Origin of the sequence: Thermosynechococcus sp. PP555 (genome assembly GCF_031583225.1) — a bacterium.
GTDB lineage: Bacteria > Cyanobacteriota > Cyanobacteriia > Thermosynechococcales > Thermosynechococcaceae > Thermosynechococcus.
In genome coordinates this window covers 1,109,130-1,136,128 of the sequence record NZ_CP134168.1, presented here as the reverse complement: position 1 = coordinate 1,136,128, position 26,999 = coordinate 1,109,130, and the positions used below count along the sequence as shown (strand labels likewise).

Genomic DNA, 26,999 nt, shown 5'->3' with positions numbered 1-26,999 from the left:
AGGCGTGAAGAGTGAACCGGCTGTGACACACAAAGACTAGCCTCGGGCGATCGCCCCAATCTGGCTAGGGATGGCGAACCAGTTCGCAAATTGGCAAATTGAGTTCCAGTGAGTTATTGGCTTAGTTATTGGCAATACTCAGAATCCAAGTCCCGATATAACGCATCAGGGGAATATCGCCGGGGGAGCCAATGCGCGCATTGAAGTAGTACATCCCGCCATGATTGGGATTGCGCACATTGTTGAGGATCACTTGCACGGGCGTGCCTGCGGGAATGACCTCTGCGGGTACGATGTCAATGACGCGGTTATCGCGGTCAAGGGACACCTCCGCTAGTTCAATTTTTTGGCCAAGATTACGGCGGAATTGAAAAAAGCGATTCCCGCGATCGCCCCCCACCCGTACCTCGATACCCCTAGGATCAATAATGCCGTTGTAGTAATCGGGATAAGTAATGTTAATGCGATTAATCGCGACTTTTTGTTCCCCCAAGCGCAGCCAGTAGCGATCGCCCATAAAGCCGGGCGTACCGTTTTCTAAATGGTACTGGAGTTGCTGCCGTCCACTGGGACCATCTCCCCAAGTGAAGGTAAAACCCTGATTGACTTGAGCTCGCACAAGGGCAGGGGTCACAAGACCAAGACTACACCCCAACAGAATCAGAACCGGTAGGAAACGCTTCACCATAGACAACCCTATTACGACACACCACAGATACCTGACTTTCAGACGGGGAGGATTCGCTCAACGTTCCCCTACGGATCAGTCTGCTTAGTATCCTAACGGCAAAGACTCACCATTGCGAAGAAAAACTAAACTTTATTGAGAGATTTTTACTTAATTGCTGGTTTGCTGCACCAACTGAGCAAAGAATCCCCCCCGGCTGGCGACACTGGAGGGGGCATCCTTATCGGCCATCTGTACGGCCACAATTTCTGAGGTGAGGACAGTTAACTTCTTGCCCACTTGGCGATCGCACGTCAGTTCGAGGACAGTCGGGGTGCCACTGGCCATCGCCTGCTGAATTTGCTGATAGACTGCTGTCGCTGCGGCACTTTCCTTGCGTTCAATGCTCACGGGCATGGGGACATGACGCAGAATTAAATCAATCGTGTACATTGCGTTCTTTAATCACTCAGGCTAGGTTCGTATATTCTTCACTGTAAAACGCTGTGGCCAGAAAATCATCGGTGACTCAACGTACTTGTCCACTGTTGGTGGAGCGATCGCAATAGGGGCACATCCACATAGGTGGTCCAGCCCACTTCACCGCGAATCACTTGAAAGGGGTAGTCGGGTTCCCCTAAGCAATCCAAGACAAGCGCTGCATCCCGAAAATCATGATCCTTGGTGTAGTCGGTGATCGTGATAATGGTCGCTAGGCGACTGGCGGTGGCTGCCTGAATCCCATTGGCGGAATCCTCAAAGGCAAGGCACTCTTGGGGCGAGAGGCGCATTCTTTCAAGGGTGTAGAAGTAAATATCGGGCGCAGGTTTCTTGGCGGGCACCACATCCCCAGCGGCAATCACCTCAAACCAACTGACGCCATCAGCAGCAAGGGCATTTTCAAGGAGTGCGGTGACATTGGCAGGGGTGGTTGTGGTGGCGATCGCCAAACGTAATCCTGCTTCACGGGCTTCAGTGAGCAGCCGTTTCACCCCCGGCCGCAGGGGAATCGCCCCTTCTGCCAATAGCTCCGTATAGTAGCGGGTCTTCGCCTTGTGCAGGTCGGCAATCAGGGCATCCAAATTTTGGGGACGTGGCCAATCGGGACGAAAGCAATCAAGGTAATACTTCATGCGCTCCTTACCCCCCGCCACCGCCAGCAGTTGACCATAGAGGGGAATATCCCACTCCCAATCTAGGCCTGCCGCAGCAAAGGCTTTATTGAAGGCAATGCGATGGCCATCCCGCTCAGTGTCCGCCAAGGTGCCATCCACGTCAAAAATCAGGGCGTTGAGGTGAGCCATAGAGGGTTTTTACTCTACCCCTTTTAGGGGAAAACTTAATGGAATGACTGTAATTTTACCAGTCGTGCTCGCACTGCCTGATGATTGCCCACGGGTTCACGGAAGTGCCAAGTTTCCTCAGGGCCAAGGCCATAAACCTGTACCGAAACGGCGCCGACCCGCTGCCCTGCCTTGTCAAAAAGTTCAAAGTCCGCCTGAATCATGCGCAAGTGCTCTTCACTGTAGTTTTTCAGAACGCCCACAATAAACGGTGCACCGCCCTCGATGTGCCACTTAAAATCGGCCATAGTGACGCCTTGTTGCGCAAGGGTACCGCCAATCAAGTGCTGCATGCGTTGCTGTTGCTGCCACTGACCGAGATGATAGCTAAAGATCACTAGTAAACTCACAACCCCAGCGGCGATCGCCACCACCCACGGAGCCGAGGAAGCATACACAGGGGCAGCTAGGGCTGGGTTGGGGGGGCGTAGATCAATGACCTCTTCCCAATCGGGTTTAGGCGAACCTTGAATGCGGCCAATAATTTTAATGCGAGCAATATCGTCGAGGTGAAACTGTCCCAAGCGGGATTTGAGGAGACCCACCAAGGCAGAATAGTGGGCAACGGTGCCGGGGGGTTTGTTCAAAACAATGTTTAATTGGTTGCGAAACTGGTTCACCTGCACAACAACGGCGTGTTCTGAAAGCACATCCTGAAGTGTTTCGCGAATTTGCTCAACTTGTAGTAGCCCCATGCCCACAACCCCTACCCTGTGGCAACAGAATGACTGCTGGGAAACCTGTACCTACCGATGGTAAACCTACCGTTCTATGTGCCAGTGTACACAAAGTCCCAGTGATACCAATCTGTGAATTCACGGTATTTTACAGGTACGGTTCGCAGGCCGACAGCGATCGCAATGGCCACAACGCAATCCCCCTGCCTCAGTGGCAAAACCAAAGGCTTGGAGGAGAAACTGCCAGCGGCAGCCGCGGTGATAGAGAAACTCTTGCATCAACTGTTCTTGAGTGTCTTTGGGCGGCGGTGGCACCTGTGCTAAGGGTTGACAGCAATAGTGAAAAGGGTCTTGCCAGCGGAGTGCCCCCTGTTGATGCAGTAATGCTAGGGTCAGTTCCACCTCAGGAAAGTGTTGTCGCAGTTGCGGAAGATTACCCCTGAGGGGCAGATGCGTCTGAAGTGCCATGGCGCGATTGTAAGTATCTTGACTTTGGCGCTGAAAAAAGTGCCAACGCTGTTGATCTTCGCGATCTAAACCCCAGCGATCGCTCACCAAGGCCAGTGCCTGTGCTGGTTGGCCATCTCGCCCAGCGCGTCCCACCTCTTGGAGGTATTCACTGAGTTGCAGGGGTGGCTGATAGTGGCAAATCCAACACACATTGGGTTTATTCACCCCCATACCAAAGGCATTGGTACAGACCACAAAGGGTAGCTTATCCTGCAACCAATCGCTCTCAATTTGGCGTCGCTGTGCTGCCGGCAGTCCGCCATGGTAAGCGGTGGTGCGGTACCCCTGCTCCTGAAGCCAAGTGGCCAAGGTTTCACAGTCGCGGCGAGTGCGGGCATAGATCAAGCCTGAGGTTCTGCCCTGCTGCTTGAGAAATTGCTGGAGACAATGGCGGCGATACCCCCGACTCCACACAGAGCGTACGGCTAAATGGAGATTGGCACGATAGGGGCTGTGAATGATCTGCACAGGCTGCTCTAGACCTAAAACCTCAATGAGGGTGCGTTGGGCATTGGGATCGGCGGTAGCAGTAAAAGCAGCGATCGCCAGCCGGGGGTGCAGCGGTTTACATTGGCGCAGGGCAGGCCGCACCGTTCCCAAGCGACGATAAACGGGTCGAAAGCGATCGCCCCACTGTACAAGGCAATGGGCTTCATCCACAATCAAGCCATTGAGTTGAATCGGTGCTGCACAGAGGCACTGCCAAAGGGGGGTGGAAAATAGGGACTCCGGCGAAAGATACAGCAGGCGGTAGTGGGTTAGGCGCGAGAGAATCTGGCGGCGTTGGCGGCTGGGCAGTTCACTATGATAGGCTGCTGCCGCAAGACCCCGTTGCCGCAATTCAGTGATCTGATTTTCCATGAGGGCAAGCAGCGGCGAGATCACCAGCGTCAATCCGCCCTGAAGCACTGCTGGCAATTGAAAACAAAGACTTTTGCCCGCTCCGGTAGGGAGGACAATTAAGGCATCCCGCCGTTGTAAGAGTGCCGTCATCACCTCTGCTTGAGGCGATCGCAACTCAGAATAGCCCCAGTATTGTTGTAGGGCGGCCTGTATGAGATCTAAATCGGCATCCGGCATTGCACTGGCTTAAGCCTTGATGAGAAGTCTCAGCGTTGCAAAAAGCGGCACAGTCTTCTGGGAACAGCAAGAGGAGTGAATTTAGAATAATTTTAAGCAAGAAATCCTAGGATACCTAAGACCCTTTAGGCCTATCACTGTTGCCGAAGTGTAAAACGCTTATGGAGATGAACCTATGGGCATGAAATTTGTGCCGCTGGTATGCGTGGCAATGTTGGCAGCGGTGGTCGCTCCGGCAACTGCCCAAAGCCGCCGCCAACCCGTCAATCCCCAACAATTTCCTGTCAGTCAGCCCACCTTGCCGCAGGCTTTTGATCGTATTGATGGCAGTCAGGGGTACTGGCAAGATGATTCGATCGCTGGCGACGCGGCCTTTACGTTTGGGCTTCCCACCTATCGGGATAATGACATTGTGAATCGGGCACGGCGGATCAACTACGTTTCTACGGATGCGTGGTATCAGCAAAGCAATCAACCCCCTGTGCGCACCCGTGATCTTGATAGTCCCTTCTGTACCTCGATGTACGGTACGCCCTTTCCCTGCAATTTGATGGTGGAGTCGCCACTGCCGCCGCCGCAACAACCCTTCTTTGCCCCCCCACCCCCCCCAGCGGTGATGCCAGCTCCGCCGGTACGTGCCCTCTACTAGATTCAGCCGCAAAGTGAACCCGTGGGGGCACTGCCCCCTTTTTTGGTGTTTAAGGGGCGATCGCCAAAGAAAAAACTATAGCATCCGCTATGCAGTTCCATTAAAATAGATTGCAGTGGTTAAAAAGCATTAATAAATGTTTTCTTTTTCTTAAAAGTGTTCCCACTGAACCATTGGCGAACTTTTACTTTTCTGATTACGAGCGATCGCAAAACTTATCGTATATTTCTTTTTACCTTCTTTTTATCTTGTTACCTGTTGAAGGACTAGCTCTTGCTCCCTTGAATCCTGTCAAATTCTCTCCTATAGAATGTATAAAACCCATCGCCTATTCAAACTTCTATCAACGGTTCTTCTATTACACATACATCACTGATCTATAGGTTCTCCCTAATTATGCTTCCCCATCAAGAACGGCTCTCAATTTTTATCGATGGGAATAATATGTTCTATGCCCAGCAGAAAAATGGCTGGTTTTTTGATCCCCGTCGTGTTCTCGAATTTTTTACCCGTGACCCCAACATTGTATTGGTGAACGCCTTTTGGTACACCGGCCTCAAGGACATACAAGATCAGCGTTCGTTTCGCGATGCCCTCATTAACCTTGGCTATACGGTGCGCACAAAGCTGTTGAAGGAATATTACGACGAGACCCTAGGCAAGTATTACCAAAAGGCCAATTTAGACATTGAAATTGTGATTGATATGTTCAACACCGTCGGTCAGTACGATCGCGTGGTTCTCTTTAGTGGCGATGGCGATTTTGAGCGGGCGATCGAACTCCTGCGCTCTAAAAACACCCACATTACGGTTGTTTCCACCGAAGGCATGATTGCCCGTGAGCTGCGCAATGCCACCGATCGCTACATTGATTTGAACGAAATTCGACCCTTTATTGAAAAAACTGACTCGCAAAATCCCAACTAAAAAGCGCACCCAGCGATCGCCAGATGCGCAAGCAAATGAGGTGTTTTCTTAAGATGTCTAGAACAGGCCGAGAGTCAGCGACTTATCCAAGGGGAAAGCAGCACCGATCCCCAGCCATAGCGTCACCAATGTGCCAAAGAGGAAGACTGTCATGGCCACAGGACGACGGAAAGGATTCTGGAACTTGTTGACACTTTCAATGAAAGGAATCAGCATCAAGCCCAAGGGAATGGAGGCATTCATGAGCACCCCCAGCAGCTTGTTGGGCACCACCCGGAAAATCTGGAAGGTGGGATAGAGGTACCACTCCGGCAAAATTTCCAAGGGGGTGGCAAAGGGATCCGCTGGCTCACCGACCATGGCAGGATCCATCACCGCTAGACCGATCACAAGGGCGATCGTGCCCATAATCACCACGGGGAAGATATAGAGCAGGTCATTGGGCCAAGCGGGTTCGCCATAGTAGTTGTGGCCCATGCCTTTTTTCAGTTTTGCCCGCAGCGCCGGATTCGTTAAATCAGGCTTTTTCAAAACTTTTGCCATAAATCAATCGTTCTCCTAGAGGGTCAGCAAGGGGGGAGATTACTTGGAGCATAACAAGTGGAACCGCCGAAAAGAGCAGGCTCTGTTACATTTCTTGATGCTTGGCTTACAGGGGACCCGAAATGCCCTGCTTACGAATCATCAGGAAGTGCATCAGCATAAAGACGGCGATCGACCACGGCAGCACAAAGGTGTGCAAGCTATAGAAGCGAGTGAGTGTGGCTTGACCGACACTTTCACCACCGCGCATTAGTTCCACCAGTTGATCGCCCACCACGGGAATCGCCGCAGGGATACCGGAAACGATTTTGACCGCCCAGTAGCCCACTTGATCCCAAGGCAGGGAGTAGCCCGTGACCCCAAAGCTGACGGTAATCACCGCCAAGACCACACCCGTCACCCAAGTAAGTTCGCGGGGTTTCTTGAAGCCACCGGTAAGATAGACGCGGAAGACATGCAGAATCATCATCAAGACCATCATGCTGGCCGACCACTTGTGAATGGAGCGGATCAACCAGCCAAAGTTGACCTCATTCATGATGTACTGCACAGAGGCAAAGGCTTCAGCCACCGTCGGTTTGTAGTAAAACGTCATGGCAAAGCCCGTGGCAAATTGGATTAAAAAACAGGTGAGGGTAATGCCACCCAGACAGTAAAAAATGTTTACGTGAGGCGGCACATATTTGCTGGTGATGTCGTCAGCGATCGCCTGAATTTCGAGGCGTTCCTCAAACCAGTCGTAAACTTTGTTCATAACAGTGATTAGTCCTGCGAAACCGCTGCTTTACTTTGAAAAATGTAACATATGCCCTCTCAGACTTTCCATATTGAGTTACCGGCACTCTCAGGTTGATTGGCGCCACCGAGCGTCCGATAATAAAGTCTCAACAGCTTCAGGATGCTAACTTGGGGCTGTCTCCTCTGCTACCTTACTCACAACGACCGCTTGGGAGGCTTTGAGATGAATCTGTTGAAGAAACTCTTTGGTGCGATTTTTGGCCTATTGGGGGCAATCGCGAAACTCTTTGGTTTGGGCAAAAAGGGCGAGTTTTACATTGAATTAGATAAGAGCACGGCTGCCCCTGCTGCACCGCCAACCCCTACTAAAGCGGCAGAACCTGCCTCGACCCCTGAACCTGCTCCTGCTCCTCAACCCGCTCAACCCGTTGCCGCCGCACCCACCCCCGTTGCCACAGCTCCCGCAGAACCCACCCCCACCCCTGTCACCCCCAGTGTTCCCTACACCCGTTTTGCGCGGCGTCGTCCGGGGGCTAATATGGCTGCCTTCTTGAATATGGCGCGGCAAGTTCGTCCCTCTACCTAGGAAACCTCATCCACAGAGCATTGGATGTAAAGGGGCTGTTGATGTGGGAATGCCCCTTTTTTTGTGCAGGGTATCCTCTCTGCGCATTGCAAGATTCCCGCAGTTGCAGTAGCATGCTGACAAATTGTGAGGGTGTATAGCTATGGGTCAGAAGCCGTCAAGCGGATGGGCAGCTGCCAAGATTTTTGCAGGATTACTCCTCCTCTTTACCATTGGCGCCTGCGAGGCGGACACCACCACCACAACCCCAACGGGTGAGGGGCTGCGGATTGGCTCATTGTTGCCCTCAACCGGCGACTTAGCCTCGGTGGGAACCCCTATAGCTGAAGTTGTCCCCCTGCTGGTGGAAACGGTGAATGCCTGTGGTGGTGTTAATGGCCAGCCCGTCACGCTTATTGCTGCTGATGATCAATCCAATCCTGCCTCTGGGGCAGAAGCGATGACGAAGTTGGTGGAGATTGACCGAGTTGCCGGAGTCGTTGGTTCTTTTGGCAGTAGTGTCTCCAATGCCGCCGCCGATATTGCCACCCGCGGTCAAGTGATGCTAATTTCCCCCGGCAGTACGAGTACACTCCTGACTGAACGCGCCAAGAAAGGAGACTTTAACGGCTATTGGGCACGCACTGCTCCCCCCGACAATTACCAAGCCCAAGCCCTTGCCCAACTGGCCAAAGAACAGGGGTATCAACGAGTCGCCACCGTGGTGATCAACAATGACTATGGCCGCAGCTTTGAGCAGGAATTTACCCGCGCTTTCAAAGCCCTAGGGGGAACCGTGATCAATGAAGACCGCCCCACCCGTTATGATGAGCGGGCAACCACCTTCACAACAGAAGCCGCTGCCGCTTTTAGCGGGAACCCCGATGCGGTGGTGGCTATTTTGTATCCGGAAACGGGTAGCCTGCTCCTGAAATCCGCCTTTGAGCAAGGTCTCACCCAAAACGTGGCCATTCTCCTCACCGATGGCGTCAAGTCCGAAAGTTTCCCTGAGCAAGTGGGCCGTACTCCCGATGGCAAATACATTATTGCCGGTGCCAAGGGAACCGTTCCCGGCGCCGATGGTCAAGCCCTGAGTCGCCTGCGAGAACTGTGGCGTGCTAAAAAAGGGAGCGATCTGCCGGCCTTTGGTGCTCAGACTTGGGATGCCGCCGCGCTCCTTGTACTAGCTGCACAGGCCGCAGGACAAAATACGGGTGAAGGGATTCGCAGCAAATTGCGCGATGTGGCCAACGCACCGGGGGAAGAAGTGGATGATGTGTGCAAGGGACTGGCTTTACTGCGGGAAGGCAAAGAAATCAACTATCAAGGCGCCAGTGGCAATGTCGATATTGATGAAAATGGCGATGTTGTCGGGGTCTATGACATTTGGCAGGTCACTGATGACGGTAAATTAAAGGTAATTGGTCAAGTGAATCCCCAAAAACCCTAGGCATGGCAAGCACATTTTCCTTTGATATTGTGAGTGATTTTGACTGGCAAGAGCTGGTCAATGCAGTGGATCAAACGGAGCGAGAGATCAAAGCCCGCTATGACCTCAAGGATACCCAGACCACCCTTGAACTGACAAAAGAGGGACTGACAATTCACACCGATAGTGAATTTACGCTCAATTCAGTGCAAACGATTCTGCAACAGAAGGCGGCGAAGCGGCAGTTGTCTCTGAAAATTTTTGACTATGGGCCTGTGGAAGCAGCGGGTGGTCAACGGGTCAAACAGTTGATCAAATTGCGGCGCGGGATCAATTCAGAACTAGCCAAAGAGATTAGCAAGCTTATCCGCAATGAATTTAAGAAGGTGCAAGCCGCGATCCAAGGGGATGTGGTACGGGTCAGTGCCAAATCAAAGGATGATCTACAAGCAGTGATCCAGCGCCTGAAAACTGAGGATTACCCCGTGCCATTACAATTTACGAACTACCGCTAGGGGTTAAAGGGTCATGTTGGGGTCTGTATCGCTGGGAACGTTGGGGTTAATTGTCGGTTCACTGCTGACGGTGGTGGGAGTGGTGGCCTATGCCACAGGGAATGCCACCTTGAATCTAGCGGGCTTTTTCTACGGTGTGCCCCTGCTCTTAGGCGGCTTGGCACTCAAAGCGGCAGAACTCAAACCGGTGCCCTATCGTGAAGCCCCAACTCCAGAGGCGATCGCTGGCCGTGCCCAAGCAACCCCCACCCAAACGCAAATCCGTAAGGATGTCACCCGTTATCGTTACGGTCAAGAAGCACACTTAGATAGCACATTGGCCAGTTTAGGTCTGAGTCCCTCGGATGCCGAGCGTCCTGTCTTGGTGGCGATCGCCGAGACCTTAACAGACGGTGCTTATACATTAATTTTAGAATTTGACTCCCCGGCGGTTCCCCTTGAGGTGTGGCAATCGAAGCAAGCCAAGATGCAGACATTCTTTGGCCCCAATATTCGGGTAAGCATGACGGATCAGGGAAACAACCGTGTGGCAGTGGCGCTGATTCGCGAGTAAGCCTGTGGTCAACCCTGTTCCAGTTGCCTAAGATGATTGGTAAACCGTTTTGCCCTGAATTCAGGTGTTACGATAGCATCATCATTGCGGCATTCTAGCCTAAAGAGTAAGACTTTTTTGCAAGCAGTCTCCTCCTGACAACGCATTTTTGGAAACGGCGATTACGGCTATGGGTAAAGTCATTGGCATCGACCTTGGAACCACAAATAGTTGTGTGGCAGTCTTAGAAGGGGGGAATCCTGTCGTGATCCCCAGTGCCGAGGGTGGGCGCACCACCCCCAGTATTGTTGCCTTTGGCAAATCGGGCGAACGGTTGGTGGGTCAACTGGCGAAACGGCAAGCTGTCACCAATGCCGAGAACACGATTTTCAGTATCAAGCGGTTTATTGGTCGCCGCTGGGAGGAAACCGCTGAAGAACGGGGGCGCGTGCCCTATACCTGTGTGCCGGGTCGCGATGGCATGGTGGATGTGCAGATTCGCGATCGCACCTATACCCCCCAAGAAATTTCTGCCATGATCCTGCAAAAGCTGAAGCAGGATGCGGAAGCCTATCTGGGGGAACCCGTGACCCAAGCCGTCATTACTGTGCCAGCCTATTTTAGTGATGCGCAACGCCAAGCCACCAAAGATGCGGGGGCGATCGCTGGCCTTGAGGTAATGCGCATTATCAACGAGCCAACGGCGGCCTCCTTGGCCTACGGCATCGACAAGCAGGATCAAGATCAAACCATTTTGGTTTTTGACTTGGGCGGGGGCACCTTTGATGTCTCGATTCTGCAACTGGGGGATGGCGTCTTTGAGGTGCGCTCCACAGCGGGGAATAACCACCTAGGGGGCGATAATTTTGACGAATGTATTCTTGATTGGCTCTTGGCCTGTTTTAGGGAGCAGGAGGGGATCGATCTCTCGAAAGATAAAATGGCACTGCAACGCCTCCGCGAAGCGGCTGAAAAAGCCAAGGTGGAGTTATCGGGCACCCTGAGCACTTCCATTAACCTGCCCTTCATTACGGCTGATGAAACAGGGCCTAAGCACCTTGAAATGGAACTCACCCGCAGTAAGTTTGAGGAACTCTGCGCCCACTTGGTTCAGGCCACCCTCGAACCCATGCAGCAGGCGATCGCCGATGCCGGTTTGACGGTTCAAGAGATTGATCGGGTGTTACTTGTCGGTGGCTCAACCCGTATTCCTGCCATTCAGCAGTTGGTGAAGGAATTCTGTGGCAAAACTCCCGATCGCTCCGTTAATCCTGATGAAGCCGTTGCCGTAGGGGCAGCCATTCAAGGCGGCATTCTGGGCAAGGAAACAACGGTCAAAGATCTCCTGCTCCTAGATGTCACCCCGCTCTCTCTGGGGTTGGAAACTCTTGGCGGTGTCTTTACCAAAATCATCGAACGTAATACCACCCTCCCCACCAGTAAGACGCAGACCTTTTCCACCGCTACCGATGGCCAAACGGTCGTGGAAATTGCTGTCTATCAAGGGGAGCGCCCGATGGCAAAAGACAATAAACAACTGGCCTGCTTTGAGCTCACGGGCATTGCCCCTGCCCCTCGCGGCGTGCCGCAAATTGATGTCACGTTTGATATTGATGCCAACGGTATCCTGAGTGTGTCTGCCGTCGATCGCGCCACCGGTCGCCAACAAAGTGTGCGCATTACCAATCGCGGTGGCCTCAGCAGTATGGAAATCGAGCGCATGCGCCAAGAGGCAACGATTTATGCCCAAGCCGACCAAATCAAGAAAGAGATTGCCGAACTGCGCAACCAAGCCGATGCCCTGCTGTACAGCTATGAATCAACCATCAAAAACCATGGCATCACATTAACTCCCGATCTACGGGCACGGATTGAGCCGGTGGTTCAGAGTATGCAGGCAGCAATGGTGGATGACAATATTACCCCCGATGAAATTCGCAAGCGGATGGAAGCCCTGCAGCAGGCCTTGGTGACCTTGGGAACGGTGGTCTATCAACAAACCGCAGGCGGTTCCATGATGACCTCAACCCCGACAATGGGGGGTGCTACGATTAGTTCCCAAGCCACTCAAGTTTTAGATAGTGATGCCACAATAATCAGCGATAATGAAGAAACAGTTGTTTCAGATTATGAAGCGGTTGATTAATTTAGGTAACGGTGGCTATGGCTCGTGATTTCTATGAGATCTTAGGTGTCTCACGCTCTGCGGATGCTGAAGAATTAAAACGAGCCTATCGGCGCTTGGCTCGCAAGTATCACCCCGATGTCAACAAAGAACCGGGCGCTGAAGAAAAGTTCAAGGAAATCAACCGCGCCTACGAGGTGCTCTCGGATCCCCAAGCGCGAGCCAACTACGATCGCTTTGGTGAAGCCGGGGTCAGTGGCGTCGGGGCTGCTGGCTTCAGTGACTTTGGCATTGGTGACATGGGCGGCTTCGCCGATATTTTTGAAACCTTCTTTGGGGGTGGATTTGGTGGATTTACCAGCAGTGGGCGGCGGTCGCAGGGGCCAACCCGCGGTGAAGATCTGCGCTATGACCTCAAACTCGAGTTTCGCGAAGCGGTGTTTGGCGGTGAGAAAGAAATTCGCATTAATCATTTGGAAACCTGTAAAACCTGTCAAGGCACAGGGGCCAAACCCGGCACACGGCCAGTCACTTGTAGTACCTGTGGTGGCATCGGTCAAGTGCGGCGATCGGCACGCACTCCCTTCGGCAGTTTTACCCAATTGACCACCTGTCCGACCTGTGGCGGTTCGGGGGAAGTGATTGAATCTCGCTGTGAGTCCTGTGGTGGCCAAGGCCACATCCAAGTCAGCAAAAAATTGAAAATTACGATTCCTGCGGGGGTGGACAATGGCACCCGGCTGCGGGTCTCAGGGGAAGGAGATGCCGGTCTGCGCGGAGGCCCTCCCGGCGATCTCTATGTGTATCTGTTTGTCGAACCCGATCCTGAGTTTCAGCGCGAAGGCAACAACATCCTATCGCGGATTAAAATTAGCTACCTGCAAGCGATTCTTGGCTGTCGGATTCCCGTGAGTACCGTGGATGGCGAAGCAGAACTGAAGATTCCCGCAGGCACCCAACCCGGTACGGTGTTAATCCTAGAAGGCCGAGGCGTCCCCCGTGTGGGCAATCCCGTGGCGCGGGGCGATCACCTCATTACCGTTGATGTCGAAATTCCCACCCATATCACCCATGAAGAGCGAGAACTGCTGGAGAAATTGGCCAAGATTCGCGGCGAGCGTATGGGCAAAGGCGGTCTAGAGGGCTTCCTCGGCAGCTTATTTGGTGGTTAGGGCGCGTTGCCTAAAATAGAAAAAACCGTTGGGGGCGCTGGCCATGCTGACTGAGGTTTTGACAGCACTGGATCAAGGAAATTTCCAACAGGCAGAAAAATTGCTGGCCACCTTGCCTCCTGAGGACCCCCGTGTCCTCCTGTGCCGAGGTCAACTCTATCTCAAGACAGAGCGGCTAGAGGAGGCGGAGTCAGACTTTCGCCAATTACTGCGGCTGAACTGTGGCCCCAAGCTGACGCAAATGGCTCGGCGCGGCCTTGAAAAAATTGAGCAAATTCGCCAACAGCAGCGGCAACAGGCGATTTTAGCAACCCATGCTGTGGTGGGAGTCGAGCAGCAGGGCCTTCTGGTTTTGGAGGGGGTGGCTGGCTCTGAGCAGCGGACGATCCTTGCCCGTCTTTTGGCCACCATGTTTAAGATTGACCCCTACACGGCGCGACTGTTGATTCCGTCGCGGGGCTGGCGTTTGATCCGCACGGGCAATTTTGCGGAACTCACCGTCTATTGCCAAGAACTGAAACAGCAGGGGTTTACCCTCTTTTGTGTCCCCTTTGAGGCACTGACAGCCACACCCGTCTTGCAGGTGCGTTATTTTGCAGCCTTGGAGCCACAGCCGCGTGTGGTGTGTACCAGTTCGCTCTCGCCAGAGCCAGTGGAGTTAACGTTTACTTGGTCACAGGTCAGCCAGCGCGTGGAGGGGTTGCTGCCGATTTTTGAGCAAGTGTTCGATCGCGATCGCCAAGGAAAAGTCACCCGTAAAGAACAAATTCAGGATCATGCCCAGTGCTGTGATCTTCACCTGTTTCAGCAAAATCAAATCCTGCGCTTTTATCGCGGCGGTTACCAGTTTCACCAAGGGATTCCCCTCAATCAAGTGGCAGAGGTGATCCAGAGTGATCTGGAGTTGGATCAAAATACCTCATGGGTGAAGTGGCGGCAGTTATCGAGTCTGTGGCAGCAGCACTGTGGCGATCGCCCCGTGTGGCAAGACTTTACCAGTTTTGCTGAAACTGCTTTGGACTTTAGCGAACTCCTGAGTAAAATTCCCCCCCACATTAACCTCTTTCGCCGTGAAGACAGTCCTTGGGATGCCGCCTTCATGCTCTACAGCAGTTTGGCCTTTCACCGTGACCGCAGTGGCAGCAACCGCTAAGCTAGAAACAGAAGTCTGCTCGTGCGAGTATCTGTGTTGCACCGACTCCAACAAGCAATTAAAAATGATCTCATTGCTGGTCTGCTGGTGGTGATCCCGCTGGCAACAACGATTTGGCTATCGATTTCTGTCTCCAGTTGGGTCTTGGATCTCCTCACCCGTATTCCTAAGCAGGTGAACCCCTTCAAAACATGGCACCCCCTGTTGGTGGATCTGCTCAATGTGGCGGTGGGGATTTTGGTGCCCTTAACAGGGATCTTGCTCATTGGCTTGATGGCACGCAATATCTTTGGCCAGTGGCTGTTGAACACAGGTGAGAGCATTCTCAAGCGCATCCCTTTGGCGGGCACCATTTATAAGGTGCTGCAACAACTCCTAGAGACAATTCTGCGGGACTCGCGCGATCGCTTTCGCCGAGTGGTGCTCGTAGAATACCCGCGGTCGGGTCTGTGGGCCGTGGCCTTTGTCACTGGCACGATTAATGGTTCATTGCAAACGGTCTTTTCCGAGCCAATGTTGAGTCTATTTATCCCCTCGTCGCCTAACCCCACCACCGGTTGGTATGTGATTGCCAGTGAGCGGGATGTGCGAGATTTGGATATTTCGATCGAGGATGCCTTTAAGCTGATTATTTCCGGGGGGATTGTTACACCGGGATCAGTTCCGACCTCGACCCTGCCCCCCGCCCCTGCGTCGTTGCGTTAAGAACTCGTTTTTGAGGATTTACCCATGATTACTGCTCGTCGTGTTGCCCGTGAATTGGCGTTGCTCAGTGCCGCTCAAGTGTTACGCCAACCGAAACTGCTCGATGAAAGTGACTGCCGCAGCTTGATCCTGATGGCGGTACGGACGCTGGCGAGTGATGTGCGCGATACCCTCGAACAGGCCGGCACTGAACTTAGTGAAAGTCAGCGACTGCTCAACCATAGCGAGTTTCAGTTGCCCCACCTCGAAAAGGCACAGATGGTGCTTCAAGATGCCCTCAATCGGGCGGAAAAGGGCTTGAACAAAATAGGTGCTGCCCTCGATTTACCCGAAATTCTCTACTTTGCCCATCAAGAGGAAGTTCAAGCCTACGCGATCGCCCTACTGCGCAGTTTGCAGCGACACCAAACGGAGATTCAAGAACTGGTGAATCGCTCAATGGTGGATTGGCAACTGGAGCGACTGACGCACTTAGATCGCGCCATTATTGAAATGGCCGTCGCAGAGATGCGCTATCTTGACGTGGCCAAGCCAGTGGCCATCAACGAGGCGATCGAACTGGCCAAACGCTACAGCGACCAAGGTAGTCATCGCTTTATCAATGGTGTGCTGCGGCGGATCAGTGAGGCCCTTGACACGGCTCAAGCGGCCACTGGTAACTGAAACGACTGCCACAATTGCTGCCGCCCCAATTCCACATCCTCAGGCCGACATTGCCAGTGGGGATGGGCACTCATCACTAAACTTTCGAGGGTTTCGCGATCAAAGAGATGCCAAACAGGGGCACCGGCAACAGGGTGGGCGATCGCCAAGAGATTTTCAGCCACGCAGTGAATTTCTAAACAGGTGGCTGCTCGCTGAATTTGCAACTGCTGCCCCGGTAGGAGTGATCGCACCGCCTCCATAATCTCCCGTAGTTCCGAGATGCTCTGGACACAGACCCCCGGAATGGCCACCCGCTGCTGGGGATCCCCATTGACTTGCAGCCAATAATGACGGCTGGGATCAATTCCCAGAAGCCAAGGATCAACATCATCTAAGCGATAACGGGGAGCCAAGGAGAGTCCGTGCATCATTTATCCATTTCCTAAATTACAGCATTGATATCTGGCGATCGCAAGGGATCACTCTCGTATATGTAGTGTGATAAGTCTCCTTTATTTGATCAATCAAAGTTAATAATGCTTAATCTTTTGCCCATAGTTGTTAACAAAGCGCCGTTTTGCCCCCAGCAAGATCACTGTTTTGTTGCGGCAGCTACAGTTATCCGAGAGAAAATGGTTAAAATGAAGTTAAGAATAGGTTAACCCCTGAGAAAAAGGATAGGTAAGCAATGAATAAATACGAATTTTTACATCCCTACAGCCGTTACCACGGTGAGTTTACACCCGAAAACTTTTTATTTGATGCCAACTTACAGGAGTTTGCGACTCGAGTGAGCTACATTTCCAGTCTCGAAAACAGTGGCAAGCTTTCCCCTCAGGAAGCCTATGAGCAAATTAAACGCCTTTGGCAAGAACTGAAAGCAACCAAAAAAGCGCTGCTAGATACGGCGCCCCCTAGCTAGGCTTGGAGGCGATGGAGTGTCTCCCGAATCAAGTCGGTCGGTACCTGATCAAAAATGTCCACATGGCCAATGGCGGTGGGGAGAATAAATCGCACCTGTTGCGCCTGAACCTTCTTGTCATGCTGTAGCAGTGCCAGCAGTCCCTCCACATCAAAGTAAGCCGGGATTGTGGTCGGCAACTTTGCCTTGAGAATCAATGCCCGTTGGGCAGCGGCGGCTTCTGCTGACCAGTACCCCAAGGCCACCGCCAGTTCCCCAGCGGCAATCATGCCAATGGCCACAGCCTCGCCGTGATTCAAAAGGCGATAGTTGCCCATACTTTCAAGGGCATGGCCAATGGTGTGCCCGTAATTCAAAATGGCCCGCAGTCCGGTTTCGCGCTCATCCTTGCTAACCACATCCACCTTCGCTTGGCAGGAACGCTGTAGGATTTGAAGCAACTGCTCAGCAGGCACAGCAGCCATGCGATCCAAACGCGGCAGCTGACTCAACAAATCAAACAGCTCAGTATCCCAAATCACACCATACTTAATCACCTCTGCCATACCAGCCCGGAATTCTCTGGGGGGCAGGGTTGCCAAAACATCGGGATCAATGACCACAAGACGAGGTTGATGAAAGGCTCCAATGAGATTTTTGCCCTGGGGATGGTTCACCCCTGTTTTCCCACCAATCGCCGCATCCACCATCGCCAAGAGACTGGTGGGAATCTGAACCACGGCAATCCCCCGCAGCCAAGTCGCCGCCGCAAAGCCAGTCATGTCGCCAATGACGCCACCACCAAGGGCAAAGAGCGTAGAACCCCGCTCTAAACGCTGACTCAGGGCAGCATCATAAATCTTTTCAACGGTTCTGAGGGTTTTGTAGCGTTCCCCTGCTGGCAGAATACAGGGGGTGACTTGCCAGCCCGCTTGCGTTAATGCCTCTTGCACATCCGTGCCGTAGTGCCGCCAAATTTGCGGATTGGAAACGATGAGGGCAGGGGCTTTCGGCGTCAAGGGCGTATATTCGGCCAACAGTGCAGGCAACTGCCGCCGTGTGTTGGCACCAATGGCAATTCGGTAGGCGTGCTCACCAAGGGGAACGGGAATCAGCGTCGTCATTGTCGGATTTGCTGGGGACAACTACATTAAGTATTTTTAAGTATTTTCAGTCATCACTGCCGGGGCGGGGAAAGGCCGGCTTCGCTTGCCAAGGGGCAAAAAACGGCAGGAGGAGAAGTGCGGGTAAGGCAGCGCCAATTGTAAAGAGAAAAAAGAGCGGCCACCCCATGATCTCCGCCGCTTTGCCCGCAGGGGCTGCTAGCACGTCTCGACTAAAGGCAAAAAGGCTAGAGAGCAGGGCATACTGCGTTGCGCTAAATTGAGGGTTGCAGAGGCTCATTAAAAGAGCCGTCAGAGCAGCGATCGCCAGTCCGGCACAGAAGTTATCAATACTAATGGCGGCCACCATCACCGTTGGATTGGCACCGGCATTGGCCAAAACAAAGTAGGAGACATTGCTAGAAGCTTGCAATCCCCCCATGATCCAAAGAGCACGGTGAATACCGATTTGACTGATGGCCGCCCCGCCGGCAAGGGCACCAACAATGGTGGCAATCAGCCCGACACCCCCTTGCACCGCACCAATTTGGGTTTGGCTAAAGCCCTGCTGCAACAGGAAAGGGGTCATCATGTTCCCTGTGAGCGCATCCCCCAAGCGGTAGAGGCAGATAAAGAGCAGAATAATCAGCCCTGTTCCCCAGCCGTAGCGCTGGAAAAAATCAAGGAAGGGGCGAATCACTGCTTGTGCCAATGAAGGAAGAGCCGGGGGATGGACTTCGGGTTCCGGTGCCCAAAGGGTCGTGACCATGCCCACGAGCATCAGCAGCGCCATCAGGACGTAAACCACGGGCCAAGGCAGTTGATCGGCAAGAATCAGGGCTAGGGAACCCGTGACCAAGAGCGCAATGCGATAGCCAAGGACGTAAATACCTGCACCCGCCCCCATTTCAAGGGGTTCTAGGACATCGGCACGATAGGCATCCACCGCAATATCTTGGCTGGCGCTCAAAAAGGCAATGGCGAAGGCATTCACTGCCAATAGCCGTAGGCTCGTACTGGGATCCTGTACCGCCATTAGGGCGATCGCCCCCAAGAGGAGCACCTGAATGAGCAGTAACCAGCCCCGCCGCCGTCCCAAAAAGGGAATCGTATAGCGATCCAGTAAGGGAGACCAGAGAAACTTCAATGAGTAGGGCAACCCCACGAGGCTAAAGAGACCAATAGCGGTCAAGTCAATGCCCTCAACGGTCATCCATGCTTGCAGTGTTCGGCTGGTGAGAAACAGGGGCAACCCTGAGGAAAAGCCCAGCAAGAGCAGTGCTGCCATTTTGCGACTTTGAAACACCCGTAGAGCTGCGCCGATTCCCGCCATTCATGTCGTTTCCCTGCTTGAGACTTGCCCTAGTGTAGAGCAAAAGGGGCAGTCACCTAAAGACTACTGGCTTGACTGATGCGGCTGGGGCGAAAAGCGGGCCGACAGGTATCTAGGGAAACGGGGACGGGTTTGACGTGCCAGATGTCTTTGCAGTACTCCGCAATCGTGCGATCGCTAGAGAATTTGCCCATGCGCGCCACATTAAGAATAGACATCTGTGTCCAGTGGCTCTTCTCGCGGAAGGCTTGGGCAACCCGTTGCTGACAGTCCACATAGGATTGGTAGTCCGCCAACAGCATATAGGGATCTTCGTTGAGCAGGGAACTGACAATCGGTTCAAATAGCCCCGGCTCACGTGGATTGAAGTAGTCGGAAATCAGGCTGTCAATCACTTTCTTGAGCATTGGGTTGCTGTTGTAGTACTCGCAGGGATTGTAGCCCTCAGCTTTCAGGCTCATTACCTCTTGCGCCGTCAGACCAAAGAGGAAGAAGTTCTCTGCCCCCACCTCTTGGCGAATTTCCACATTTGCCCCATCCAGAGTACCAATCGTCAGGGCACCATTGAGGGCAAATTTCATGTTGCCGGTGCCGGAGGCCTCCTTACCAGCGGTGGAGATCTGCTCTGAAAGATCAGCCGCAGGATAGGTCATTTCCCCAAGGGAAACGGAATAGTTACTGAGGAACACGACCCGCAGACGGCCATTGACATCCCGATCATGGTTGACCATATCCCCCACCGCATTGATCAGCTTGATGATCATCTTGGCCATGAAGTAGCCGGGGGCTGCCTTGCCGCCAAAAATAAATGTGCGCGGCTGAATGTCAATGTTGGGGTTGGCCTTGATTTGTTCGTAGAGGGTAATAATGTGGAGCACCGCCAAGTGCTGCCGCTTGTACTCATGGATCCGCTTCACTTGAATGTCAAACAGGGAATAGGGATCCACCTCAATCTGGTTGTGGCGCCAAATGTACTCCGCTAGGCGTTCTTTGTTGGCTTGCTTGATTTGCTGCCACTTGGCCTGAAAGGCGGGATCCGTGGCGTAGGGTTCTAGGCCGCGCAGGTCTTCAAGGTGGGTAATCCAGCGATCGCTCTTCAGTGTTTCGGTAATCAGACTGGCCAAGCGGGGATTACTCATCAATAGCCAACGGCGGGGGGTAATGCCATTGGTTTTGTTCTGGAACTTGTTGGGGTACATCTCGTAGAAGTCCCGCATCAGCTCCTGCTTGATCAGCTCTGTGTGCAGTTCGGCGACCCCGTTGACCGTATGGCTGCCGACACAGGCCAAATGCGCCATGCGCACCTGCTTGGGATGACCTTCCTCAATCAAGGACATGCGTGCTAAGCGGGCAATGTTGCCGGGATAGCGTTGGCGAATCTCGTTGAGGAAGCGGTAGTTAATCTCGTAAATAATTTCAAGGTGGCGCGGCAGTAGTTGCGCAAAAAGTTCCACCGACCAGCGTTCAAGGGCTTCCGCCAGCAGGGTATGGTTGGTGTAGGCAAAAGTGCGCTGGGTAATGTCCCACGCTTTTTCCCACGGGAGTTGGTACTCATCCACCAGCAATCGCATCAGTTCAGCCACCCCAATGGCGGGGTGGGTATCATTGAGCTGAATGGCTACTTTGTCGGGGAAGGCATCAAAGCTGGTGTGCCGCCGCAGGTAAAGGCGAATAATGTCCTGCAACGAACAGGAGACAAAGAAATACTGTTGCCGCAGGCGCAGCTCCTTGCCTTGGGGAGTGTTGTCGTTGGGGTAAAGAACCTTCGAGATATTCTCACTAAAGGTTTTTTCCGAGACCGCTTGGGTGTAGTCGCCGGCGTTGAAGACCTGTAAATTAAAATCCTGAGCAGCGCGGGCACTCCAAAGGCGCAGGGTATTGACGGTATTTTTGCCATAGCCTGGAATTGGTGTATCGTAGGGGGTGCCCAAGACGGTGGTACTGGGAATCCAGCGCACGCGGTAGTGCCCTTGGACATCGGTGTAGGCTTCGGTGTGGCCGCCAAACTTAACTTCGACATTGTAGTCGGGGCGGGCAATCTCCCAAGGGTTGCCAAAGCGCAGCCAGTTGTCGGGGACTTCGTGCTGCCAGCCATTGGTGATGATTTGCTCGAAAATCCCATACTCGTAGCGAATGCCGTAGCCAACAGCGGGAATTTCGAGGGTGGCTAAGGAGTCGAGGAAACAAGCCGCCAACCGTCCTAGGCCGCCATTTCCTAAGCCTGGTTCAGGTTCGCGATCCATGAGTTCATTGAGATCTAAGCCAAAGTCGGTCATGGCCTGTTTGGTTTGCTCATAGAGGCCGACGTTAATCAGATTATTCAGAAGCAAGCGACCAATGAGAAACTCTGCCGACAGGTAATAGACCACCTTGGCATCCTGCTCAAAATAGGTTTGGGCGGTTTTAATCCGTCGATGCAGCAGGCGATCGCGCACCGTGTAGGCCAGTGCCATGAAGTAATCGTAGGGCGTGGCAAACATGGCATCCTTGCCCTGGATGTAGTGCAGGTTATCAACAAAGGCGCGCTTCAGGGTTTGCACGGTCATCCCTGTGCGATCGCTCTCGATATACAAATCGCAGTGTTCGTCGTTGGCAGTAGGGTTGGTGTGGGAAACTGAATGAACAGGATGACCGTTGGGCGTGGCGGAATTATTCATGCAACCTGTAGCTCTGAAGGAATCGGCAATCACTTAACTTAAGGCTAATACAGATTTGTGAAATGTACATTAGACTACCGCTGCGGGAATTTTAATAATTGATTTATCTGCCTTTACATTTTTTTAATCTTCTCAAAGAGTCTGCCAATCCCTTGGGCAATCCCTAATCAAACCAACCAATTTCCGCATCCCCAAGGGGAGAGGCATTGGGATTGGGGATGGGAACTTCATTAACAAGGGGTTTAAATCCCACATCCTCAAAGCGGTAGGGCTGAGGCGCCGTGAGTTGGCGAATGACTTCTTTGGCCTCTTCAAATTCGGCTTCTAGGGTCTGATGGCGGGTTTGGAGGTTCTGAAGCTCAGTTTCGAGGGCTTGGGCGCGATCGCGCCACGTTTGCACTTCCTGTTGCAGTTGCTCTATCTGGGTACTGTGAGCGGTTTTCTCAGCTTCTGCCGCTGCTAACGCTGCTTTGAGGGCGGCCAGTTCTTGCTCTAGTTCTGCCTTGGTGGGCTGGTGTCGACTCCGCTTGCTGGGCGCTTGACGCTGTTTAGCTGCCTCTTGCCGCAGTAAATCGCTGAGGTTTTGGTGTTCCATCCAATCCTTAAATTATTTGCAAAACAACAGGCGTGCATTTGTCCCTCTTTTGTTAATACTGATCTTTGCATAAAATTCGCACTGATAGGATATAATCGCTTGGAATTCTTTTGGCTGTGAGAGTGAAATATGCTAACCTCGACCGCAACGCCGCTGACCACAGAGCAGGCACACCTCAAGATTCAGGGGGGCTATCGGTTATCGGGGGAGGTGAGGATTAGCGGAGCCAAGAATTCAGCATTAGTCTTGATGGCGGCGGCACTCTTAGCAGCGGATACAACCATTCTTCGTGCAGTGCCTGACTTAGCGGATATTCGTCGCCTTGGGGAAATTTTACAGGCATTGGGGGTCAAGGTACACCGCCTCGGTAGTGAAGCGATCGCCATTGATGCCACGGAATTAAATACCAATGATCCCCCCTATAGTTTGGTCAGCCAACTGCGGGCGAGTTTCTTTGCCATTGGTCCATTGGTGGCACGGTTGGGGATTGCTCGTGTTCCCTTGCCCGGCGGCTGCGCTATTGGCGCTCGTCCGGTGGAACTGCATGTGCGCGGTCTGCAAGCGATGGGAGCCGAAGTCACGATTGACCACGGTGTTGTTACCGCCAGTGCCCCCAAACTGAAGGGAACCCGCATCTATTTGGACTATCCCAGCGTTGGTGCAACGGAAACCCTGATGATGGCCGCCACCCTTGCCGAGGGGGAAACCACGATTGAAAATGCCGCTCAAGAACCGGAAGTGGTGGATTTGGCCAACTTCTGTATCGCCATGGGGGCAAAAATCTATGGGGCAGGCACCAATTCGATTACCATTGTTGGGGTCGATCGCCTCCACGGCACTGAATACGAAATTATCCCCGATCGCATTGAAGCGGGCACATTTCTCTTGGCGGCTGCCGTCACCCGCTCGGCCATTACATTGGCACCGGTCATTCCCAGTCACCTAACACCTGTGGTTGCCAAACTGGAAGAAATGGGAGCGAGGATTGAATTTCCCGATCCCACCCGTGTCCGCTTTACCCCTGCGCAGCGCTATCGTGCCACCGACATTGAAACGCTCCCCTACCCTGGCTTTCCCACGGATATGCAGGCCTTGATGATGGCGTTGCTGGCCATCAGTGAGGGGAATAGTTTAGTCAGCGAAACGGTGTTTGAAAATCGCTTTGGCCATGTGGCTGAACTCAATCGCATGGGCGCTGATATTCGGGTCAAGGGAAATCACGCTGCCATCCGAGGGGTGCCCTATCTTTCGGGTGCACCGGTAACAGGTACGGATTTGCGTGCCACAGCGGCTTTAGTCGTTGCTGGACTGGCTGCCCACGGCGAAACCCACGTCTATGGCTTGCAGCACTTAGATCGGGGCTACTGGCAAATTGAAGCCAAGCTGCGGGGTTTGGGTGCACAGCTAGAGCGTTATGTTCCGAGTACAGCCCCTTCTCCAGTGTTTTAGTCCGTCCTTGGGGGCAAGTGCCATCTCGGTTCCCATACCCCCTGTCCATTGCATCATCACGTTCCCCAGCACTGCAGCCACTGTCGGCGTCCAATACTCCCAGGCTCTGAGGGGTAAGGCTAATGCCCCCCAATAGGCACCAAAAAGACAGCTTAAGAGAAGACCAGCACTGGGTTGCTGCTTGATAACAATTTCATGGGCTAATTCTAAGTCCCACGGGGCGATCGCCAAGGCATAGCGGATCACCTCTCCTCTCTCTAGAGGTACGGCCAAAGGCTCAGGTGCCCAAGCCGCCGCGAGGTATTCATGGAGTAGGGTCTGAATCTCCTGCAACGCCGCGGGGACTGAGATCAAAGGTTGATCCCATGATGCCAACAACTGCGGCAGCTGAACGGGCCACTCCCCTTGGTTGGGGGTTAACCATTGGTGGGGCAGTGCCTGGGCTAGATAGATATCCTCTTTAGCGATGCCCCACAGAAGTCCAAGGAGGGCACCGCGAAACTGCTCATAGATGCCTCCTCTGACCATCACGCCGACTGCTTTTGACCCACGACAGCATAGAAGGGATCAGTAAATCCCAGCCAAGGCCAGCGACGGGGCAGCTGAGTTTCTACCACCTTGAGGGAGGGAATGCTATCAATGTAGGTTTGCACCAAGCGCAGGCGATCGCCCTCGGTACCCTCGCGCCACGCCTGAATCGCCTTCTCAAAAAACATGCGATTCGAGAAGCTGACAATGACCACCCCTTGGGGGTTGAGGATACGGGCAATTTCTGTAAAAGTGGCCTCAGGATACTGGAGGTACTGCACCGACACCGCCATCAAGACAGCATCAAAACTGGCATCCTCTAGGGGCAAGGCCAACTCTTCATTAAGATTCTGAACGAAATAACGATCCAAGCGGGGGTTGCGGGCTAGCTCCGCCGCATTCATCCCATGGCCCACCACTTCCGCAAAGGATAGCTCTGGTGGTAGATGGGACACCCAACTACTCATTAAGTCCAAAACCCGCAGTTGTGGCTTTAAGTATTGGCGGTAGAGATCCGTGAGGCGGGCAAGAAAGAAATCATCCACGTGGGTAACAAAGCGCGGTGCCGCGTAAAAGAGATCATCGCTGCGGCTATCCAGTTTCGTGCGCTGGTAGGGATTGAGAATCATCGACCTAACTGCTGAGCAATCTCCTTTTGAAGATAACGAACAACTTCGCTTATAGGGAGGGTGGATTTGGCACCGCTTGCGCGGATCACGAGTTCCACTTCACCATTGGCGATCGCCCGCCCCGTCACTAGGCGATAGGGAATGCCAATGAGATCCGCATCTTTGAATTTCACCCCTGCCCGCTCATCGCGATCGTCGAAGAGCACCTCAATTCCTGCCGCCTGAAGCTGATCGTAGAGGTCAGTGGCCACCTGCATTTGCTGCCCATCCTCGATGTTGGGAACGACAATGATCACTTGATAGGGGGCGATCGCCAGCGGCCAAATAATGCCCTGTGGATCGTGGTGCTGCTCCACCGCCGCCTGAGCCAAGCGGGAAACCCCAATGCCATAGCAGCCCATCACCAGTGGCACCTCTTCCCCCTGTTCATTGGTGTAGGTGGCCTTCATTGCCTCAGAGTACTTTGTCCCCAACTGGAAAATATGGCCAATTTCAATGCCACGGGCGGTCTCTAGGTGCTGTGTTGGATCGTGGCAGGCGCGATCGCCGGCTTGGGCTTTGCGAACATCGGCGACAATGGCCGGTAATGGACAGGATTTGCCCCAATTGACACCGACACGGTGCTGTTGATCGCGATTGGCTCCTGTAATAAACCGCTTTAACTCCGTTACGGTGTGATCGGCAATGCGAATCCAGTGGGGAATGATCTGGGGATCGGCTTTAATAACGCCGTCCTCTATGTCAGGGCCAATGTAACCAAAGGGAATGGGGGTGGCTGCCCACTCTTGGGCGGTATTGGCATCCGCCACCCGCAGATCCAGCAATTTCGTTGCCCCGTAGTTGGGCGCAAGGGAAGTGAGGGTGTTGTGCAGCTTGACGCTATTCACCTCTTGATCGCCGCGAATACTCACCAACACCAGACCCACCCGCCCATTATCGAAAACCGTTCGATAGAGGACATTTTTGACAATTTGCGTCGGATGGCACTGCAAGTGCTCAACAAGGGCATCAATGGTTGCTGTATTGGGGGTATCTAGTGTCGCCACCTTTTTGTAAGTTGTGGGCACCGCGTCAGGGGGCAGCGAAACGGCCTTTTCCACATTGGCGGCATATTGGCCGTCAGCCGTATAGAGCACTTCATCTTCGCCAGCGGCAGCCAGCACCATAAACTCATGGGATCCCGATCCGCCAATGGCACCCGAATCCGCCTCCACGGCTCGAAACGTCAGGCCACAGCGCTGAAGAATACGGCTATAGGTGTCGTACATCACCTGATAGGTTTCCTTGAGGCTGGCCACATCGGCATGGAAGGAGTAGCCGTCCTTCATAATGAATTCTCGTCCCCGCATCAGACCAAATCGCGGGCGAATCTCATCGCGGAACTTTGTTTGAATTTGGTACAGGTGAACGGGCAACTGACGATAGGAGCGAATCAAGTCCTTAGCGAGGGTGGTGATGACCTCTTCATGGGTCGGCCCTAGTCCCAACTGCCGCTCAGCGCGATCGGTGAGGGAAAACATAATCCCTTCGGCCTTGGTATAGGTGTCCCAGCGTCCCGACTCTTGCCACAGTTCAGCGGGTTGCAATTGCGGCAGCAAACATTCCAAAGCACCACTGCGGTTCATTTCCTCACGGACAATGGCGCTCACTTTTTGCAGCACTCGCCACATCAAGGGCAGATAGCTATAGATACCACTGGCAATCCGCCGAATATATCCCGCCCGCAGCAATAATTTGTGGCTGGGAATTTCTGCTTCCGCTGGATCATCGCGAAGCGTGACAAAAAGCATTTGCGAGAGACGCATAGCTGGGCTACCGATACTGCACAG

28 protein-coding genes are annotated in these 26,999 nt (G+C 53.3%); 13 read left to right on the top strand and 15 right to left on the bottom strand.

Annotation, left to right across the window (positions count from 1 at the left end; translation table 11 throughout):
* Window positions 1-121: 121 nt before the first annotated feature.
* The 5 genes from RHH27_RS05315 to RHH27_RS05295 all read right to left on the bottom strand — a co-directional run bounded on the left by RHH27_RS05315 (window position 122) and on the right by RHH27_RS05295 (window position 4,277).
* On the bottom strand, window positions 122-688 hold the full coding sequence (locus RHH27_RS05315; protein ID WP_206201389.1) for a DUF2808 domain-containing protein: 567 nt from the start codon (window positions 686-688) through the stop codon (window positions 122-124).
* Between the two features lie 150 nt (window positions 689-838).
* Complete coding sequence (locus tag RHH27_RS05310; RefSeq protein WP_206201388.1) at window positions 839-1,120, bottom strand: hypothetical protein; 282 nt, start codon at window positions 1,118-1,120, stop codon at window positions 839-841.
* 65 nt (window positions 1,121-1,185) lie between these two features.
* The gene (locus RHH27_RS05305; protein ID WP_206201387.1) at window positions 1,186-1,971 is read right to left on the bottom strand and encodes an HAD family hydrolase; all 786 of its coding nucleotides are present in this window, start codon (window positions 1,969-1,971) and stop codon (window positions 1,186-1,188) included.
* Between the two features lie 35 nt (window positions 1,972-2,006).
* A complete protein-coding gene (locus tag RHH27_RS05300; RefSeq protein WP_206201386.1) occupies window positions 2,007-2,705 on the bottom strand; it encodes an FxLYD domain-containing protein in 699 nt (232 codons plus the stop codon).
* Between the two features lie 120 nt (window positions 2,706-2,825).
* Entirely contained in the window at window positions 2,826-4,277 is a 1,452-nt protein-coding gene (locus RHH27_RS05295) for an ATP-dependent DNA helicase RecQ (RefSeq protein WP_302679038.1), read from the bottom strand.
* A gap of 175 nt (window positions 4,278-4,452) precedes the next feature.
* Here RHH27_RS05295 and RHH27_RS05290 point away from each other — a divergent pair, with 175 nt between their 5' ends.
* The gene (locus tag RHH27_RS05290) at window positions 4,453-4,926 is read left to right on the top strand and encodes a hypothetical protein (protein WP_302676560.1); all 474 of its coding nucleotides are present in this window, start codon (window positions 4,453-4,455) and stop codon (window positions 4,924-4,926) included.
* Between the two features lie 396 nt (window positions 4,927-5,322).
* Window positions 5,323-5,853 carry an NYN domain-containing protein gene (locus tag RHH27_RS05285; protein WP_302676561.1) on the top strand — a complete coding sequence of 177 codons (531 nt, stop codon included), beginning with the start codon at window positions 5,323-5,325 and terminating at the stop codon, window positions 5,851-5,853.
* 57 nt (window positions 5,854-5,910) lie between these two features.
* Here the strand turns inward: RHH27_RS05285 and petD are convergent, their stop codons facing one another.
* Window positions 5,911-6,396 (bottom strand): cytochrome b6-f complex subunit IV, encoded by a 486-nt coding sequence (petD, locus tag RHH27_RS05280; RefSeq protein ID WP_011056640.1) that lies wholly within the window; start codon window positions 6,394-6,396, stop codon window positions 5,911-5,913.
* Between the two features lie 106 nt (window positions 6,397-6,502).
* Window positions 6,503-7,150, bottom strand: a complete 648-nt coding sequence (gene petB / locus RHH27_RS05275) for a cytochrome b6 (RefSeq protein WP_011056639.1) — start codon at window positions 7,148-7,150, stop codon at window positions 6,503-6,505.
* Between the two features lie 207 nt (window positions 7,151-7,357).
* On the opposite strand from petB, the gene RHH27_RS05270 reads away from it, so the two are divergent.
* The 9 genes from RHH27_RS05270 (at window position 7,358) to nusB (ending at window position 15,993) form a co-directional block, all read left to right on the top strand.
* A complete protein-coding gene (locus RHH27_RS05270) occupies window positions 7,358-7,720 on the top strand; it encodes a hypothetical protein (RefSeq protein WP_206201714.1) in 363 nt (120 codons plus the stop codon).
* Window positions 7,721-7,862: 142 nt separating this feature from the next.
* Window positions 7,863-9,149, top strand: a complete 1,287-nt coding sequence (locus tag RHH27_RS05265) for an ABC transporter substrate-binding protein (RefSeq protein WP_206201382.1) — start codon at window positions 7,863-7,865, stop codon at window positions 9,147-9,149.
* A 2-nt stretch (window positions 9,150-9,151) separates the two neighbouring features.
* Entirely contained in the window at window positions 9,152-9,643 is a 492-nt protein-coding gene (locus RHH27_RS05260; protein WP_206201381.1) for a YajQ family cyclic di-GMP-binding protein, read from the top strand.
* Window positions 9,644-9,656: 13 nt separating this feature from the next.
* Window positions 9,657-10,196 (top strand): DUF2854 domain-containing protein, encoded by a 540-nt coding sequence (locus RHH27_RS05255; RefSeq protein WP_206201380.1) that lies wholly within the window; start codon window positions 9,657-9,659, stop codon window positions 10,194-10,196.
* A 169-nt stretch (window positions 10,197-10,365) separates the two neighbouring features.
* The gene (gene dnaK, locus RHH27_RS05250; RefSeq protein WP_206201379.1) at window positions 10,366-12,321 is read left to right on the top strand and encodes a molecular chaperone DnaK; all 1,956 of its coding nucleotides are present in this window, start codon (window positions 10,366-10,368) and stop codon (window positions 12,319-12,321) included.
* Between the two features lie 17 nt (window positions 12,322-12,338).
* Window positions 12,339-13,472 carry a molecular chaperone DnaJ gene (gene dnaJ / locus RHH27_RS05245; protein WP_302676564.1) on the top strand — a complete coding sequence of 378 codons (1,134 nt, stop codon included), beginning with the start codon at window positions 12,339-12,341 and terminating at the stop codon, window positions 13,470-13,472.
* 43 nt (window positions 13,473-13,515) lie between these two features.
* Complete coding sequence (locus RHH27_RS05240) at window positions 13,516-14,625, top strand: M48 family metallopeptidase (protein WP_302679037.1); 1,110 nt, start codon at window positions 13,516-13,518, stop codon at window positions 14,623-14,625.
* Between the two features lie 33 nt (window positions 14,626-14,658).
* Complete coding sequence (locus RHH27_RS05235) at window positions 14,659-15,330, top strand: DUF502 domain-containing protein (RefSeq protein ID WP_206201376.1); 672 nt, start codon at window positions 14,659-14,661, stop codon at window positions 15,328-15,330.
* Window positions 15,331-15,354: 24 nt separating this feature from the next.
* A complete protein-coding gene (gene nusB / locus RHH27_RS05230) occupies window positions 15,355-15,993 on the top strand; it encodes a transcription antitermination factor NusB (RefSeq protein WP_206201375.1) in 639 nt (212 codons plus the stop codon).
* Here nusB and RHH27_RS05225 read toward each other — a convergent pair.
* A complete protein-coding gene (locus RHH27_RS05225) occupies window positions 15,972-16,406 on the bottom strand; it encodes a hypothetical protein (RefSeq protein WP_206201374.1) in 435 nt (144 codons plus the stop codon). The two genes, nusB and RHH27_RS05225, sit on opposite strands and share 22 nt — an antisense overlap.
* Before the next feature lie 257 nt (window positions 16,407-16,663).
* On the opposite strand from RHH27_RS05225, the gene RHH27_RS05220 reads away from it, so the two are divergent.
* Window positions 16,664-16,897: a hypothetical protein gene (locus RHH27_RS05220; protein ID WP_206201373.1), complete on the top strand. Its 234-nt coding sequence runs from the start codon at window positions 16,664-16,666 to the stop codon at window positions 16,895-16,897.
* On the opposite strand, the gene aroB is transcribed toward RHH27_RS05220, so the two are convergent.
* From aroB to RHH27_RS05200, 4 genes are all read right to left on the bottom strand, one after another.
* The gene (aroB, locus tag RHH27_RS05215; protein ID WP_206201372.1) at window positions 16,894-18,000 is read right to left on the bottom strand and encodes a 3-dehydroquinate synthase; all 1,107 of its coding nucleotides are present in this window, start codon (window positions 17,998-18,000) and stop codon (window positions 16,894-16,896) included. The two genes, RHH27_RS05220 and aroB, sit on opposite strands and share 4 nt — an antisense overlap.
* A gap of 46 nt (window positions 18,001-18,046) precedes the next feature.
* A complete protein-coding gene (locus RHH27_RS05210; RefSeq protein ID WP_302679036.1) occupies window positions 18,047-19,312 on the bottom strand; it encodes an AmpG family muropeptide MFS transporter in 1,266 nt (421 codons plus the stop codon).
* A gap of 56 nt (window positions 19,313-19,368) precedes the next feature.
* On the bottom strand, window positions 19,369-21,969 hold the full coding sequence (locus RHH27_RS05205) for a glycogen/starch/alpha-glucan phosphorylase (RefSeq protein ID WP_302676571.1): 2,601 nt from the start codon (window positions 21,967-21,969) through the stop codon (window positions 19,369-19,371).
* A gap of 163 nt (window positions 21,970-22,132) precedes the next feature.
* Window positions 22,133-22,564 (bottom strand): hypothetical protein, encoded by a 432-nt coding sequence (locus RHH27_RS05200; protein WP_302679035.1) that lies wholly within the window; start codon window positions 22,562-22,564, stop codon window positions 22,133-22,135.
* 129 nt (window positions 22,565-22,693) lie between these two features.
* Between RHH27_RS05200 and murA the strand changes: the two genes are divergently transcribed.
* Window positions 22,694-24,013: a UDP-N-acetylglucosamine 1-carboxyvinyltransferase gene (murA, locus tag RHH27_RS05195; RefSeq protein WP_302679034.1), complete on the top strand. Its 1,320-nt coding sequence runs from the start codon at window positions 22,694-22,696 to the stop codon at window positions 24,011-24,013.
* On the opposite strand, the gene RHH27_RS05190 is transcribed toward murA, so the two are convergent.
* The 3 genes from RHH27_RS05190 to RHH27_RS05180 are packed head-to-tail and all read right to left on the bottom strand — an operon-like array spanning window position 23,969 to window position 26,975.
* A complete protein-coding gene (locus tag RHH27_RS05190; RefSeq protein ID WP_302679033.1) occupies window positions 23,969-24,544 on the bottom strand; it encodes a hypothetical protein in 576 nt (191 codons plus the stop codon). The two genes, murA and RHH27_RS05190, sit on opposite strands and share 45 nt — an antisense overlap.
* Window positions 24,541-25,170 (bottom strand): methyltransferase domain-containing protein, encoded by a 630-nt coding sequence (locus RHH27_RS05185; protein ID WP_302679032.1) that lies wholly within the window; start codon window positions 25,168-25,170, stop codon window positions 24,541-24,543. The genes RHH27_RS05190 and RHH27_RS05185 overlap by 4 nt, the downstream gene beginning before the upstream one ends.
* Window positions 25,167-26,975, bottom strand: a complete 1,809-nt coding sequence (locus RHH27_RS05180) for a proline--tRNA ligase (protein WP_302679031.1) — start codon at window positions 26,973-26,975, stop codon at window positions 25,167-25,169. The genes RHH27_RS05185 and RHH27_RS05180 overlap by 4 nt, the downstream gene beginning before the upstream one ends.
* Window positions 26,976-26,999: the final 24 nt, after the last annotated feature.